The 16,955-nt window shown below is 45.5% G+C and carries 9 protein-coding genes; 1 reads left to right on the top strand and 8 read right to left on the bottom strand.

The window, feature by feature from the left end; genetic code table 11:
- The first annotated feature begins 10 nt into the window (after positions 1-10).
- A complete protein-coding gene (locus tag E4N66_RS00810; RefSeq protein ID WP_253728596.1) occupies positions 11-1,975 on the top strand; it encodes a fructose-1,6-bisphosphatase in 1,965 nt (654 codons plus the stop codon).
- Here the strand turns inward: E4N66_RS00810 and E4N66_RS00805 are convergent.
- The 8 genes from E4N66_RS00805 to E4N66_RS00770 form a co-directional block, all read right to left on the bottom strand.
- A complete protein-coding gene (locus E4N66_RS00805) occupies positions 1,972-3,453 on the bottom strand; it encodes a xylulokinase (protein WP_253728595.1) in 1,482 nt (493 codons plus the stop codon). The genes E4N66_RS00810 and E4N66_RS00805 overlap by 4 nt on opposite strands.
- Entirely contained in the window at positions 3,416-4,930 is a 1,515-nt protein-coding gene (creD, locus tag E4N66_RS00800) for a cell envelope integrity protein CreD (RefSeq protein ID WP_253728594.1), read from the bottom strand. Before creD ends, E4N66_RS00805 begins: the two co-directional genes overlap by 38 nt.
- A gap of 17 nt (positions 4,931-4,947) precedes the next feature.
- Positions 4,948-6,225 (bottom strand): ribose-phosphate diphosphokinase, encoded by a 1,278-nt coding sequence (prs, locus tag E4N66_RS00795; protein WP_253673268.1) that lies wholly within the window; start codon positions 6,223-6,225, stop codon positions 4,948-4,950.
- A 462-nt stretch (positions 6,226-6,687) separates the two neighbouring features.
- On the bottom strand, positions 6,688-8,295 hold the full coding sequence (locus E4N66_RS00790; protein ID WP_253728593.1) for a DUF5723 family protein: 1,608 nt from the start codon (positions 8,293-8,295) through the stop codon (positions 6,688-6,690).
- A 27-nt stretch (positions 8,296-8,322) separates the two neighbouring features.
- Entirely contained in the window at positions 8,323-10,923 is a 2,601-nt protein-coding gene (locus tag E4N66_RS00785) for a hypothetical protein (RefSeq protein ID WP_253728591.1), read from the bottom strand.
- 251 nt (positions 10,924-11,174) lie between these two features.
- On the bottom strand, positions 11,175-12,011 hold the full coding sequence (locus E4N66_RS00780; RefSeq protein WP_253728589.1) for an SPOR domain-containing protein: 837 nt from the start codon (positions 12,009-12,011) through the stop codon (positions 11,175-11,177).
- A gap of 8 nt (positions 12,012-12,019) precedes the next feature.
- A complete protein-coding gene (gene coaE / locus E4N66_RS00775; protein ID WP_253728587.1) occupies positions 12,020-12,652 on the bottom strand; it encodes a dephospho-CoA kinase in 633 nt (210 codons plus the stop codon).
- 179 nt (positions 12,653-12,831) lie between these two features.
- Positions 12,832-16,899, bottom strand: a complete 4,068-nt coding sequence (locus E4N66_RS00770; protein WP_253728585.1) for a FlgD immunoglobulin-like domain containing protein — start codon at positions 16,897-16,899, stop codon at positions 12,832-12,834.
- Positions 16,900-16,955 lie beyond the last annotated feature (56 nt).

Here is a 16,955-nt window from a genome sequence, read left to right as displayed (position 1 = left end):
GGAAAAATATATGAAAAACGTACCCGCAGAGACCTTACAGCAAAATGTAAAGTATTTGGATTTACTCTCCCGCTTGTTTCCCAATGTTACCGCTGCAGTTGAAGAAGTGGTCAATCTGAAAGCTATCCTGAACTTACCGAAAGGAACCGAACATTTTTTGACGGATATTCACGGAGAAGCGGAAGCGTTTAATCATGTGATGCAAAATGCTTCGGGCGCTATCCGGCGAAAAGTATCCGAGGAACTCAGCTCAACAGTCAGCATTGACGATTTGGAAGAATTGACGACGCTCATCTACTATCCTAAGGAAAAACTCGAACTGATCAAAGCGGAAAAGAAAACCAATATTACAAACTGGTATGAATTGACCATTTACCGACTGGTACGGGTGGCGCGGGCAACTGCTTCGAAGTATACGAGGTCGAAGGTGAGGAAACTACTGCCGAAGAGTTTTGCCTACATAATGGAAGAGCTGTTGCAGGAGGATGAACACCGCTTTAACAAGAGAGATTATTACAGCGAAATTATCAAAAGCCTTGTAGAATACGGACGCGCAGATTTGTTCATCATCGAACTGTCCGAAGTGATAAAAAAATGCACGATCGACCACCTGCATATTATCGGCGATATTTTTGACCGCGGCCCGTCCCCGCATAAGGTGATGGATACGCTGATGGCGCAAAACAGCCTTGATATCCAATGGGGCAACCACGATATCCTCTGGATGGGGGCTGCTGCGGGATGCCGTGCGTGTGTTGCAACGGCGATACGGATCGCGCTCCGCTATTCCAACATCGATTCCATTGAGGACGGATACGGAATTAGCCTCTTGCCGCTGGTGAGTTTTGCACAGCATGTGTATAAGGATGACCCGTGCACGCGGTTTATGCCGAAAGTAAACGAGAAAAAGCCCTTCGATGTCGATGCGGAACTGCTGGCAAAAATGCATAAGGCAATCAGCATCATTCAATTCAAACTTGAAGAGAATATCATCGAGCAACATCCTTCGTATAATATGGAACACCGGAGACTTTTGCGAACTCTTAATCCTGCTGCGGGTACCATTGAAATTGAAGGGAAGACCTATACCCTAAACGACACCTCGTTCCCCACCGTTGATCCTGCACATCAAACAGCGCTCACCGACGAAGAACAGTACCTCATCGATACGCTCACCAATACATTTGTCGGAAGTGAAAAACTCAAGCAGCATGTGCGGTTTTTGTATGCAAAGGGGAGTATGTACCGGCGCTACAACAACAACCTGCTCTTTCATGCCTGCCTGTTGCTAAACGAGGACGGCAGCTTTAAGGAGAAAGAGATAGACGGCGCCGTATATTACGGCAAAAGCCTGATGGATAAATACGACCAGATGGCGCGAGAAGCCTATTTCTCCGGACAAAATGCGGATTTTCTCTGGTTCTTATGGTGCAATCAGGATTCGACGCTGTTCGGTAAGACGAAGATGACCACCTTTGAGCGCTACTTTATCGATGATAAGGCAACGCATAAGGAGCCGTCCTCGCCGTATTATAAGCTGATGGAACGGGATGACGGAACGCTTGCCGCACGGATACTCAAGGAGTTCGGACTAAGCGGTAATGCCCACATCGTTAACGGGCACACACCGGTCAAAGTTGCCAAGGGGGAAAGTCCGATTAAAGCAGGCGGCAAGCTCTTGGTTATCGACGGCGGATTTTCCAAGGCTTATCAAAAGACTACCGGCATTGCAGGATACACACTGACGTATAACTCTTATGGAATGACGCTGATAAGCCACCACCCGTTTGAGTCCGTAGACAAGGTTTTACGCGAAGGATTCGACATTGAATCGACCAAAGAGGTGATCGAAACTTTAGTTGAACGAAAGCGGGTTGCGGATACCGACACCGGAGCCGACATGAAAGAAAAAATCCAAAACTTGGAAATGCTGATCAGCGCCTACAACAAGGGAATTTTAAAACAGCAGGATTAACACCGCGAGTATTTTTCCGTATACAGCTGTGCGGCAGCCGGTTCCGGTTCGTAGTATCGTTTGATGCGGATAAGCCGCTGCGCGATGGAGGCGAGGTTATCTCCCCTGCCGAGGCCGTAGAGCGCCAACGCCGCATCACCGATCAATTCTCCGTCGGCAAAAGCGGGAAGCGCAAAAGTTCTACCGGTCATATCGGCCTTCATTTGGCACCAGATAGCATTATGCGCCTGCCCGCCGGATAACGTATAGACGGGATGAAAGCCGGAAGCCTGTTCCAGTAAATCACAGCCGTGCCGAATACGGAAAGCAAGCGCCTCTACAAAGGCACGCCCTTGTCCCGCAAAGGTCGCAGGATATGCACCGAAAGCAACGAGCGGCTCTTCCGCAATCCGTTCCATTGCGGCGATATAATCATTACCCAAAAAACCGTGAGACACCAGAAACGAGGAAAACGCTGCACCGGATGATGGAATAACGGAAGAAAGGTTCCACAAATCGGGCATAACAGACGGCAGTAGCAGCGTTTTTTCGGTACGGCAAGGCTGTAAAATGCAAACGTTAATGCCCTCACTTGAACCGGCACGGTCGCAAGCCGTACCCGCTGTCAGCGTTCCCGTCCCGATAAGCGCTGCGATAAAATCAGGTACACCGGCGACAACCGGAATACCGCAAAAGCGACCGATTACCGTGCCGGCGGCTGTGAAAGGCGGCAGCAAACCGGCAAGCCTTTCCGTATCGATATGCAGCGCTTCCGAAAACCGGAAAAGCTCTTCTTTGCTCCAATACGCCGCCTCGTAACGCGGATCAGGGAGGCTGGTTACCGCCGCTCCGGTTAAAAGGTAGGAGACATATTCCGGCCCGGAGAAAAGCTGGGCGGCGCTATCGAATACATCAGGATATTTTGCACGGAAAGCCGCAATCCGCGGCAAAAAAAGAGAGGCTCCCGCAGGCGGGATAGATGTGGTTCCCTCTTGCGGCGCAGGTACGATAGCCCCCTGCTGCCCCGATACGGTAAGCCCTTGCGGCACAGGTTCATTCCATAAAAACAGCGTATCATTTTTTGCCGCATCAATAATACCGTTAATAACATCATCGGGGGGAACAGCGGAGGATAAAGATGCGGCGGACAAAGGTGTAGCGGCGTTGATATGTATCTTGGGTACGCGTCCGGGAGAGTTTATGCTTGCTTCCGGCATACGGCGGTTTTGAGGTACGGCAACAAGCGAAGGACCATTTCCGGAAACACAAATAGCTTCTATCACATACTCAGCGGGTAAGGTATGCCATGCAGCAAAAAAGGCCTGCACCCAGTCTACCGCCTGAACAGGCTGTGGAAACAACAAGCGTATAAACTTGAGTACTGTTCCGTCCTCGGTAATAAACGCCGCCTTTAGCGACGACGTGCCGATATCGGCACAAAAAATACCGCTCTGCATGAACCTATTGAGCGCCGCCGGAGAAAGATTCGTCGTTTGCAAGTATTTGGTTTATATCGCCGTCATCAACTTCCGAACGAGTATGCACAGAGGCAAAGCGAGTACTATACCAATCAACCCGCCGAGTAAGGAACATCAACAGTGCAACAACACAGAAAATACCGATACTGCCGATAAGCAGTGCATAATCTTCCGATTGCAATATGCCGAACAATAAAAAATAGGATACGGCTTGCACCGCCGTTAACAAGACACCCCAACAAATTTGCTTAAAAATTGCCGCAGTATAAAATCCAACAACGGTACACACACCTGCCGTCGCAATCAAATAGCTGAGATTAAACGAAACATGTTCGGAAAAAGACAATAACAGCAAGTAAAATAAAACGTCAGCAATCCCGATAAGAAAATACTGGATGGGATGAATCCGCGCTGCACTCCATAATTCACATACAAATATCGCTAGAAACGGGACTGCCAAAAAAAGCAGTGCATAAGTAATACAGCGCTTTACTTGCGAATAATGATTAACGGGTGTAATAAAACCGATTTTTACCGTTTCGGGTGAACTGCGGAGGCTTGAAGAAGCTTTCGCCGCATAACCGTCATATTCATCATACACATCCGTATCTTTGGATATACTGAAATCCTGTGCTTTCCAGCTGCGGGGGAACACCGTACTTAAACCGGAAATACGCCAGTCGGCGGAAAAGCCCGAATTGTCGAGTGTACGATTTTTTGGCAGCCATCCCCCCGCAAAGCTGGGAGCAGACCATGTTGACTGTACGGCGAAACTGTTGTCCGCAGCAAGCGGTACGATACAAAGGCTTTTACCCCCTTGTATGGAAACAGAACCTTCTATCGCAAAACCGGAACGCACAATATCTTCCGGTACCATGTAATACACGGCATTGCGGAACGGAGATGCCCCGGTAGGAGCCGTCAACGCTTCGAGCAGCGGTTTACCGTTCCCGTAAAGCGCAGGATAGGCAGTTAATGTCTTTTTATCTTTTATTCCAAGGATAAGTACCGCATCTTTATAGCGGATGTTTTTTTCCGCGATATTGAATTGGCGGAATTGAAAACCTGAGAATGAGGCGGTTACTGCAAGATCGCCGTTAAAAACAGGGACGGTAAATATCCCCCGCGAAAGTCGATAAGGATTAATCTGCGTTACCAGATTATATGTTTCCGGAACCGTGAGAATATAATCTGTTTTTTTTCCCTTTTGAACAACCTTTCCGGAAGAATCCGTATATTCGATAAATTCGTCATACGGCACAGCAAGCACGAGTCCCTCAATAACAGGCTCGCCACCGGCCGGTTCCATAATAGACGCTTCGGCAGTCCGCCGGTACCCTTCCCGATCGTTGACAAGTGAACGGATAAACGCGAGAGGGATAAGCAGTATCAGCATCATAATAAAAATAATAACGGGCTTTATCCATGCCGCCTGATGAGAAAATAACGATCTCTTGGGCATAACAGCACTCATCTCTGCTGATTGTTTTACATCCATATCAACCCCGATTTTGCTTAATCTTGTTTGTTATCCGTTTTACTCTGTGCATTCGGATCTGCTGCGTGCAGCATCCGTTCGATAATATCTCTATTATCCAATAAACCGCTCAAAGACTGATTATGATGCAGCCGCGAAATAGCCTGCGCAAATAATCTTGAAACGTCAGTTGAAATATACCATTCCTTCTTGAGCAACTCTTCGTGGTATACTGCATTGGTACCGATGATGCGATAAAAATGTCCTTTTTTATATGCTTCATCAAAAAGCTGAATTGCATCGCCGGTAAAAAACGGCAGACTCACAGCGGCAATAACTTTTTTTGCCCCCTTGCTTTTCAGGAATTCCATTGCCTTTAACAGGGTTCCACCTGTACCGAGCATATCATCGGCAAGGAAAGCGGTTTTACCGTTTACATCACCTAATAAATTGATATTGACAATATTGGATTGCTTTGCATTCTGCGTAACGACGGAATAATCGCGCTCTTTGTAAATCATCGCGAGCGGTTTTTTTAGGCCGCTGGAATAGAATTTATTCCGGTCTACCGCCCCGCTATCCGGAGCAACAATAACAAACTCGGCATTGGGATCGGCAAGGTTTTCAATTTTTATCAGCTCGCGAATAATCTGATAACTTGCGTGGAGATTTTCGATACGGGCAGTATGAAAGGCATTTTCAATCTCGCGGGAATGGATATCCAACGTAATAATTTGGTCAACACCGAGCGTTTCGTAAAAATGCCCCAACATACTGGCAGTTAATCCTTCGCGCCCCTTCTTTTTATGCTGGCGGCTATACGGATACACAGGAACTACAAGCGTAATATGTGCAGCTCCGGCATACCGAACAGCATCGATACTAACCATCATCGACATAAGGTGATCATTCACCGAAAAAACATGCTGATTTTTACCTTCATTCACCCAGAGCGGATAATGATTTTCTACGTCCTGAAAAATAAAGACGTTCTTTCCGCGGATACATTCCAGTATTTCCGTTTTAAATTCGCCGTTCATAAAATAGGTAAAACGGGCATTCACTTTAAATCGAGGAATACGGATTTTTTCAATCTCGTTATTTTCATGTAAACCGGAAGAAATAAGATCGTTATAAAAATTGAGGTCTCGGATAAGGTTTTCTTTTTGTAAATTATACCGTTTTATTAACTTATCTATTTTTCTATTAAATTTTTCTATATAAATATGCTTTAAATGTTGTATTACCGCATCGGCAAAGTGCTCGCCGCCCGGACACGCCAGAATTGCCAAATTCGCAGACCCGGAGTATATCATACCCGCCCCCTCATGTCGGAATAAATTTGAGCAATAGTTTACATATTTTTAAAAAAAATTCAATCGTTTTTTGCAGGGTAAACGCATTAGGGTACACACGGATTTAGCTTTCCGTTAGCCTTTTGAAAATAGCCTGTCCAGAAGTGTACATCCGTGTACACTTCTGGACGCGAGTTTTTGCTGCACAAAAACATCGCTACTGACTAGAACCACGGACATCCCTGTCCGTTCTGAAACTACAAGGCGCGAACAAAAATAAAGCGCAGGCGTATCTTTGATACGTTGAGGATTAATTTATACGCTGCAATGAAAAGGGTATCACCCCTGCCATCGCTTTTGAAAAGAGGCGGTGCAGATGCTAGGAGCGTACAAAAAACACCCACAGGCGTACTTGTTGTACGTCGAGGACTGTTTTTTGTTAAGCGACAACGCAGATGCGCAGCATATTTTCAAAAGGACATCCTAGAAACCGATACCAATACCAAGCTTTATCCCTAGACCGGACAGCGTTGTAAATGCCCGCTTGAAATCCTGCGAGGCAACGGATGCAGCAAGGTTAAACGTAAACCAGCGCGAATCTATAAAAAGACAAAACTCATGCTTCCACATCCGTTCGACATATCGGCTATCCAAATATACCCCGAGCACCTTTGCAAAACGGCTTTCAATTTTAAGCCCTCCGTCTACATAGTACGGATTTGCATTAAGAATCGGAAAAGCAAGGAACGGTGATAAAATCAAGTAATCATTTTGGAACGGCTTAAAATCGGCGCCGATACTTACCTTACACGGGCGCATAATTTTCTTTTCAGCCAAGGTACCGGAAAAGCTCGTCGTTGTAGTTTGGTTGAAAAAGGAAGTACCACCACTCGTAATACCGTCTAAAAGGTTAGTCACAGAACCGTCATAGTTAAATGTCGCCTGCATACCTTTCGTCGTTACGATCGGCATAATCGGTAAGTAGTCGATACCGCCCGTAATCGCAACCCAACCTGTTGGACGGAATACACCGGTTAAACTTAAATCAACACCGCCGTTTTTTAAAACCTCAAGTATAGAAAAATTTCTATTGGCTAAATAATCCGGTAGATACCCATAAATATTTGCAGTACCTTGAGCTTTCAGTGTAATACCATCAACCACACCGCCTGTCATATGCGGAGACAGACTATATGTTCCGCTGGGATTTTCCATATATGCGACAGGTGCAAAATATGCAACCCGTGCTGAAAAACCGTAAGTTGGATTATTAAACTGATACATTAGTCCGGCATCAGCGAACACATTGATCTTTGCATTCAAAGTACCATTAATTGTCTGACCGGTTGCAATCGCCGGGTTGCCGTTAGCCGCAAGATCAAGCAAACTCTTCGGCAAATTTCCCCATACGTCCCCATTAGCAGTAATAGAAAACTTTACCGTATGTTTTTCCAATACGGTAAACCGGAAAAATGTGTCAACATCTAAAAGCGCACCTACATGTATGCCCGATTTCATCGTATCGTTTGAAAGTTGATTAAGGTCGATAACCAATTCAGGCCGAAAAAAATCCAACACAGAAACCATATTATTGGCAGCGGTAGCCGAAACAACAAATCCCGTATGCAGAGAGAACGGACGAACCTTCTTAGTCTGCCGTGCCGGTTCATTCATTTCAACCGACTGTACTACATCTTTCTGCTCTTGAGCTTTATTGTTCTGTTCTGGAGCAATTCCGGTGCCGGAAGATTCGTCTTTAGCATTTGCGTTTGGAGCCGGCGAAGCCGGGGATTCAGTCACTCCGGCATCCGTATGAGCGGCAGGCGCGGCAGAAACGTTTTCGGCAGCCGCAGGCAGTGCGGTACCGCCGTCATCAGCAGCAGAAACGGCAGCAGCAGCTTCGCTTTCGGGTAGAGCAGCCGCATTTTCTTGGGGAGATTCTGCCGCTATCTCATCGGTTTTAAGGCTGCCGGCTGGGGCTGCCTGTTCGGTTACTACTTCAGAATCGGTACTCGTACCTACCGCATCCTGTCCAAACGCTGTAACAAAACCTAGGACGATATATAATACAATAAACCATTTTTTTTTCATTTTACTTTCCTCGGGATATTCCGGTAATTAGTTCACTTTCATCGAATAATCGATACCCGTTTCGGCTGAAACAGAAAGTGATGCTCCCAGTTTAAAATCACGCTTCAACGAATATGAGCCTTGCGGTAGTTCCAACACCAAGTCCGGTACGACGGGATATTTTTCGAGAAGTTTTTTCAATTCTAAAGAAGTGAGCGTTACCGTCGACTCTCCTGCAGCCGCTGCTATTTCTTTTTTAATGGGTTTGTTAGATTCACCCTTAATAGCATTGCCGGAACCGTCTTTGAATCGCAATATACATTTAGGCACAGGACCGCTCAAATCATTTTTTAAGTTAATACGTACCTGAATTGACCGTAATGAATCTAAAATCTGAAACTGATCATCAAGGCCGAAAGGTTTATCATGAGCACTGCGCCTGCCGAATAAATCGGCGCCGGACATATTTATACCGAACATATCCATCAATGAAGGTGTTTGTTCCGACCCTACTTTAAAGCCTACCGGCACATCCAAAACAAGATCGATACTTACCTTTGGCTTTTTATCTTTGAGATTATTATAATCCGCACGCTTAATCGTAATTTCGTTCATAGAAAGATTATAGGAAAGCCCTAAATCCTTCGGATATGTATTCACAATCTCTATTAAAGAGGTATCCCCGCCTGAAGCGCCTTTTTTTATCTCAAGCGTTGCAGGAGGAAGATCCTTATCAAACGGAACATTATTATCCGTTGGGAATGTCCCTGACGGCAAGACTTTTAATGTAGTAAGAGGTGTATTTACCAAATTCTTTGTTTCAAGCGAATCATCTGGTTTATGATACTTAGCCGTTATTTTAACAGTTACAGCCGTACTAGCAGGCAGCTGTAAATCGGATCCTGCATAAAAATACACAGGGATTTCTTCCAGTTGTATACCTGCTTTTTTCAACTTTGAAGTGAGCTGAGATAAGTCCTGATAGCCTGACTCGGGGAAAGACCCCGTCTGGTTAGTTTTTGCCTTTAAAAGAATTTCTTCCCAATCGGGATTAAACTGAATAGAACCGGATAATGTTATATCCTTGCCTGTCTCTATGTTCTTCAAGGTAAAGGTAGTACCATTAGGATTCGGTAAAATCACCTGCATTTTTAAATCAAACTTAGTAATATTCTGCTCACTAGGAGGAAGCGGAGAATTATCAATATTTAAATTAAAATTACTTCCGCCGTGATAGACTTGTTCACTCTCATTGGGCTGAAATCCCGCTTGATATTTCGAGATAAATGTTTTTTCCTGTTCTGCCATTTTAAAACTAGTTGAAGAAAGCCTTATTTTTATATCATTTTCTGCTGGTAAACCGTTATCAAGCTTAATTTTTGCAGATACTGTCTTAAACTTTATCTTTTTAACCCAGTCTTTCATATCTTGCGGAACATCCTGTTCCCTATTAACTGTAAGACCGGAAGGATTTTGCAGTGTAATTTCTTTAAACTTTTTAATATCAAGCGCTAAGGTAATAGGCAGACTGTCCTGTTTCGTATATGTTGCATTATTCAGCTTTACTTTGAATGCAGGAGTACAGCTCAATGTCGACTGATTATTCAACTTTTGATTTTCCAGAGAAATGGTATTTCCTAACGGTCGGTAGTCCGAAGGATCAATAGAAAAGCCGTCTGCCCCGCTTTGTACTACCTTCATTTTTTCTTCTATCGTAATGCCTGACCACTCGTTCGGCATTTGCGCGGTAAACTTCATTGAACCTTCGGCAATCGTTGCCTTTTCAAATTCAGCAGGTAAGGATAGAGGAATGGTTTGAGCTGCCAAAGAAACATCAATATCAGTAGCAGTTACACCCGTCACTTTTTTTATGACACCTTCCAACTTGGTACCCAGAGAAATATTACCAGAACCGCTTATAACCTTCACCGTCAGTTGTAAAGTCAGGCTATTGTTTAGAGTAACATCGTTCAAAGGAAATGTAACACTTTTCTTGTCGGAAGATGGAGTTCCAGGAACGGTCTTTCCATTGCTTTTCATTGTTGCCGCAGTGATCTCATAATTCACAGCCGAAGGGCATGATGATAAGGTGAGCGTTGCGCTGTTTTCAAAAGAAATCGTCTCAAAGCCTAGCAAGCTAACATTTGTATCTGGAAGAGGATATTCAATATCCGACGGTGTACCTGTCGGGATAGGAACGGAGATTGGATCGCCGGTATTAAACTTAGCAAGCAATTTTTCATTGATACCAGACACATCTATAGTAACATCTTTCTTTTGCTGTAAATTGGGAACAGAAATCTTCTTCTCAAAATTTTGAGAAAGTGCGGCATTGTCTCCCGAGCCGCCGTTTCCCAGCGGATCCCCATTGAAATACTTGCTTATATCAAGCTCTAAGGTTTGGAGCGGATAATGCACTAAATAGCGGAGTTTATCATCCCCTCCGGAAGGCTGATACCGGTACAGACGAATGTTTTTATTGTTCTCTTGCAACGTTTCTTCAAGTTTTGTGAATACTTCAGCTTCAGTAATACTTTTTTCGCCCAGCGGCAAATGAACCTTAGGCCTCGCTTTTATTCTAACGCTTGAAAAAGGCTGTAAACCACAGGCAGCGGTAAAAGCCAAAGCAATAAGTATACTAATACACATAGGATATTTGCTATATTTATGATAAGACATCTTTTCCCCCTTACTTTACAGGCAGGATGCTGCCAAAAATCATGACGGTTTAGAACGATGGTGCTATTTAATAGTTTATAGAATATACCATGTTATCTATGCAAAAACAAGAAGTAGCTTTGATATAAAAAAAGGGAGCCGGTAAAAAAGCGGCTCCCTTTTCTGGCTTAGAGGCTATCCAAAAACTTCAATTTTCGGACAGTTTCCTTAGATTTAGATGTTTAATTATTCGTCTTTACCTTTTCTTCCGTAACATAGCTTTTTTCAAAGCCTTCAATTTTTTTGATGCTATTCAGCCAATACTTTGCTTCGGTGTTATTGGTAAAGGGGCCAACTCTTACACGATGCGTTAATCCGGAAGAGGTCTCTTTGGTAAAAATCTCTACCTTCATGTGCTGCGCAGCAAGTTTATCCCGTGCACGTTCGGCGTTAATCCTGCTTGCAAGCGAAGCGGTCTGAACCCAATAGAGGGTTTGAACCTGCGGCGCAGCAGGCTTAGCCGGCGTTTTTGCCTTAGGTTTAACGGTAACCGAAGCGCTTGCTTGCGCGGGCTTTTTTTCTACTGCCGGTTTCGGTGGAGTTTGCACCACGGCAGCTGTCTGCGGCTGGACGGGGGCTTCTTCTTTTTTTGCAGCGGCGGGTTGTTCTTCCCGCTGTTCCGGCGCAGTATCTATACCGATTTGTGCCGCCAAATCTTTCGGCAATCCGGAGACATCGGCATCACCGGCCTGTACGGTTAAATCGGAAACGTCAATCCCGTTTGTTTGGCCGTTCTGTCCATCGGTCGAAATGATATTCAAATTATTCAAATTGATAATATTTCCGGCAGCAGCGGGTGCATTTCTATCCAGCCCGGAAACCCTATCGGGATTGCGTGCCCATGCATCGGGATCCACATTGAGCAAAGTTTCCGATGTTTCATAAGGAATCGTTTCCCCGCCGGCCTGTGCTGTTGCGCTGTTCCGTGACGGTGAATATAAAAATAGTGCAATACCAAAAATAATCAATACGAATAAGCTTACCGAAAGGATAACCCATAAAATTTTCTTTTGTTCCATAGCTGTCCTCAAAAACCCTTTTCGCGCAGTACGCGCTCGATCTTTTTCCGTAAAGACTGCACGGAACGAGCGTTTACTACGCTTACAATATCGGCATTTTGCAAAAGGTATTGAGCAAAGAAATCTTTTTGCTGTAAAAAACGGGCAATCAACCGGCAGAGCGGAATATTATCCCGTTTTTTGCCCCGGATAAGCCTGATAACAAACGGAGCCTTAATATACAGAATAAACGAGCACTCCGGCGTTAGGGAGGTTTTATGTAGTGTCGGTGCGTTAAGGACAACCGGCCGATTCGGCTGTTCGGTTACCGCTGTGTTAATAAGGCTTCGGATACGCGCTTCAATTTTCGGAAGAATAAAAGCCTCATGTTCCGCTAATAAAGCAGAATCCGAGAAAAGCAGAACGCTCAACGCCTTTCTATCCAATGCCCCATCCTGCGCCCGTAACCGTAGCCCCTGTTTTTCGGCATAAGGAGAAAACAGTGATATCACCGCATCGCTTTGTTCTTGCAGAACCGTATGTGCAACCTTATCGGCATCGATAACAGCATAGCCTTTTTCTTCAAGGAAATCGGCAACCATGTTTTTCCCCGCACAGGACTGCCCAACCAGCCCGATTAGGTTAGGTGTTTTTTTTGTCATCATTCGTTCCTATAAATTTGACAACCGGCTAAAAAAAATCCGCAAACAGCGGCGCCGCCTGCGGATTTCTCAAGCTGCCGGGAAAAGCTCAAAAGCCGCTCGCTTTTTCGCCATCCTCAACAGAAACTGCATTTCAAGGCCTCTAAAAACCGTAGTTTTTAGAGGCCGCTGTTGACGTATTACTTAATCAGAATAAATTCAACGCGGCGGTTTTTCCACCAGTTATCCCGATCCGAAAACGATGCAACCGGTTTTGTACCACCGATACCGACTGACGACAATCTGCCCCGCGCCACACCTTTTTCTATCAGGAATCTACGGACGGCATCGGCGCGCGCACCTGAAAGCGGGATAAGATCTTCTCTTTCTTCCCGTTCGGTTCCGCTCGTATTATTTGCATGCCCTTCAATCTGTACCTTATATTCGGGGAATTTATTCAAAATTTCCGCGATACGGGTTAATACCTTAACATTCCGATCAACGACATTTTGCTCAAGCTCATTAAAATCGGCGCCATTTTTTCTAAAGATAATAGAAGGAACTGCAATCTTTAATTTATCGCCATCGCGGATAACCAACACATCAATCGGAATATAGCCTTTTATAACGGAGGTTAGTCCGACTTCATCGGTTACGGCAAAGGTATACGGGTAGTCGGTAGCTGATTGTACGGTTTCACCTCGTAACGAACGGCCGTCCCAGATAATTTGCTCGGTTATCTTATTCTTTCCGCCGGTACTCCAGAACAGCTTATTGCCGGTATCTTCCGGTTCGCGGATTTCAAATGACCACTGTTTTAACGGCGTATCCGACTTTGCAGACAAGTTAATAAAAAGCTCATCTTCGTTACCGTCATTGTCCGGACTGAAATACTTGGGCGCCATGGTAACCCCAAGCTCTGGGGCTTTTGTCGAAGAAACAAACGGAGCGGTGCTGACTACCAGCTCATCGCCTTTCGTATACCGGAGAGAAAGCTCTGCAACAAAGGTACCGGATGTAACCCTGCCTGCGTCGGATTTACCGTCCCATTGAATGGAAGAAGTAAGCGCATCGCCCTTTTCCGATGACCACGTCTTTACCGGTATGGAGGTGCTGTTATCCGCCGGTTTTACTACAACCGACCATGAAGCAAGCCCGTCTTTCAACGTTGTATGAAGGGTTAAATTCTGGGTATCCTTTACTCCGTCACCATTGGGTGAGAATGCAGGTAATTCCGCAGTGATATAGGCCTTCGGAACACGCGAGTCAACCACGATATTGTCAAGCGACTTGATTGTTCTGTTACCGGCAGGGTCTTGTGCAAAAATAGTATAGCGGTACGTCCCATCGGGAACTTTATTTCCCGAAGCATCGGTTCCATCCCACACAAAATCGGCTGCCGCCCCTTCCCAGGTAAAGTTCCGCACTTCCCTATCTCCGGAAGCGGTCAAACTGCCTGTCCAAAGATTTTCTGCAGAAGCTTTTTGTGTTATGGGTAAATTCGGGCGTTTTGCCGCGCTATCAGTCGAGAACGCCAAATAAGGCGCAGAAATCTCCACTTCAGGATGCTTTGTATCGAGGATAATTTCAGGGATCGCCGATTTAGTCGTCTGTCCGTTCGTAAGCGTCACATCGATAGCAGCGGAGTACGAACCGTCTGCACAAAGCCGGCCTTTTGCATCTCCTGCATCTGCGATACCATCCCAGCTGATTGAAGCAGGCGGCATTCCATTTCCTGAAAGTGTTTTTACGGCAACGCCTGTTTTATCGTAAATGCCGAAGATATAGGAAGCGGCAGCGGTATTCGATCTCAGTTTAGGTGAAAATACGATGGTATCCTGCACGCCGTCTTTGTTGGGAGAAAATGCCAGCATATTTGCAGACAAAATGATATTGGCTTTTTCGGTATTCAGCTCAACCGGAACGGGTACCGAATATCCGGTATTACCGGCATCGTTTTTACCTACTAGGCGATAGGCGTATTTTCCGTCCGCAAGTAAAGCGCCGGTGTTATTCCGTCCGTCCCACGCAAAATTCGCAGCATTATCTTTTGTAATCGCAAAGCTGCGTACCGGCTTACCGGTCATATTTCCCGCACCGTCAAGGGCATAAATTTCGGCAGTCCAAGAATCGCCTGGATTCAGTTGCTGAGTAAAGGTAACCGTATCAAGCTTTCCGTCTCCGTCCGGCGAGAAAATATCAGTCGAAGCTTTTACCGTTGCCTTAGGGGCGGTAACATTAAGGGTAAAAACCGGAGAGGTTTCAGCCGGTGCATATCCGTTTATATAACGGGCGGAAAGCTTTGCTTTGTAATCACCTTCCGGTAATACTTTTCCGTTTTTATCCTTCCCGTCAAAGATGATTGCCCCGATACGGCTATCGGTTATCGTGTGTACTGTTGCGCCTTTTGCATTTTGTATATCGATTTTCCATTCCTGCAAGCCGGTCTGTACCGGAATTGTAGGCGACAGTGTAATAGTATCCTTCACGCCGTCCCCATTCGGAGAAAAGGCATTGGTACTAATCGAAATACCGACCGAAGGCTTAATAGTGTCTACAATAATATTGGGAACCGATTGCGATGCGCTGTTTCCTGCACGGTCGGTAGCGGCAATTTTATAGGTGTAAATGCCGTCAGGGACAAATTCCCCTGCATTGTTCTTGCCATCCCAAACAAAGTCGGAGGGAGCAGCTTTTACGGTCTCAGCAGTACGTACAACACGGTTATCGGTGTCGGTAAAGGTTGCCGTCCATTTATCTTCAACGGAACCGCTCTGTTTGATAAGGAACGTATCCTTGTTTCCATCCCCGTCGGGACTGAAAATCAATGCATTTTGACCGGTTGGAGGTGTAACGCTAATCACCGGAGGCGTATTATCGACCACTACGGCGTACCGTTCGCTCTTCGCCGTGTTATTGTTATCGTCCGCGGCGGTAATAGTAAAATAGTAGGTTCCGTCGGGTGCTACCGAACCGGAATCAAGCATACCATCCCAGCGCAGCGTCTCCGGCAGTTCAACTCCGGATTTTGCTTTTGTTAAAAGTTTCCAAAAAGATTTTCCACTCAACTGAGGACGTGCTTCTTTGTTCGTGATTGTACGGACACGTTCCCCTTTTTCGTTCTCAAACGCACACTCCCATGACATCACATAGCGTTCATCAGTTATGGATAACGGAATTTCGAGTACATCCTGTACGCCGTCACTATTGGGAGAAATATATTTAGTTTCAGGGTAATTAACACTGATAACAGGCGCTGCCGTATCATTTTTACCAACCTTCACATTTACCCCTGCACCGATTGCCCAGATATTATTATAGAAAGGTTTAACGGCAACCTGCGGCGTAATGTCGCTTTGTTCCCATGCATTTGCTTCATTCGCATTTTTTGATTTAATTTTGATTGAACAAGCCAAAGCAAATGACGGAATATAGGTTTGCCGGTGATTCAGTGTTTCGACAAGATTGAAATTCCAACCGGTTTTAAAGGTAACCATATCGGCAAACTTCATGTGCAATCCGGCATCAAAAACAAGGTTTTGGAATGTCGGAAAAGATAGATCAAAAGCCATACCAAGCTTAAAGTTTTTCACCGAAATAAAGGTGGTCGCAAAACCGACACGGGGAGTAAACATACCGGTAAAACCGCTCGTATTCGTCATTCCCCTCACGCCGCCCCTGTTGGCGTTATACGGTTTACCCATTCCGGTAATCGAAGCGCCGATTTTTGAATCTTTTGCAAATCCGAGATCCCCGAACCGATACAGTACGCCGATGTCAGCCCCGACACCCCAACCGGTACCGAAAATGCCGTATAAACCGACACCGAGTGCCAAGTTATCGGTTAAATCTTTTGAATACGCAAGCCGTATTGAACCGGCGGTACCCCATGGCAGCGACTCAAACGATGAATTTAAAAGATGCACATCGGTTGAGATAACACCCCACCGGGCAGGATATAAGAAATCGATGTTTGCCAAATGTCCTTTCAATCCGAAGTCGTTTGGGGTACTTTTGTTAAACCCGATAACGGCGGCATAGGAAAGGTCGAAAATAATCCGCTGCTCGTACGCAGAAAGGGCAGGGTTGGTTGCCAATTCAGCAGGATTCCCATCCCCGAACGGCCCGCCGGTAGCACTTGCCTGACCGCCCAATAAGTCGGGAGAAAAGAACGTATTGGCAGATTCCCCTCCGATGGGCGGGTTATAAGCAAATAAGAATGTACATGCGCTGAATAATGCGCATAAAGTGAATACAATTCGTTTCACAAAATCCTCCTCAATAGGATACCTTCAAAAGCCTCAACTGTTAGAGATATCCGCAT

The sequence above is a fragment of the Treponema sp. OMZ 857 genome, assembly GCF_024181085.1.
Taxonomy (GTDB): Bacteria; Spirochaetota; Spirochaetia; order Treponematales; family Treponemataceae; genus Treponema.
The sequence above is the reverse complement of the archived record's forward strand: the minus strand, read 5'-3'. Positions and strand labels throughout refer to the sequence as shown.

Bases quoted from the DNA above. Each gene is read 5' to 3' on its own strand.
- E4N66_RS00790 (WP_253728593.1), bottom strand. From the start codon at position 8,295: ATGAAAAAAAAATGGTTTATTGTATTATATATCGTCCTAGGTTTTGTT.
- creD (WP_253728594.1), bottom strand. From the start codon at position 4,930: ATGGATGTAAAACAATCAGCAGAGATGAGTGCTGTTATGCCCAAGAGA.
- prs (WP_253673268.1), bottom strand. From the start codon at position 6,225: ATGATATACTCCGGGTCTGCGAATTTGGCAATTCTGGCGTGTCCGGGC.
- E4N66_RS00785 (WP_253728591.1), bottom strand. From the start codon at position 10,923: ATGTGTATTAGTATACTTATTGCTTTGGCTTTTACCGCTGCCTGTGGT.
- coaE (WP_253728587.1), bottom strand. From the start codon at position 12,652: ATGACAAAAAAAACACCTAACCTAATCGGGCTGGTTGGGCAGTCCTGT.
- E4N66_RS00780 (WP_253728589.1), bottom strand. From the start codon at position 12,011: ATGGAACAAAAGAAAATTTTATGGGTTATCCTTTCGGTAAGCTTATTC.
- E4N66_RS00810 (WP_253728596.1), top strand. From the start codon at position 11: ATGAAAAACGTACCCGCAGAGACCTTACAGCAAAATGTAAAGTATTTG.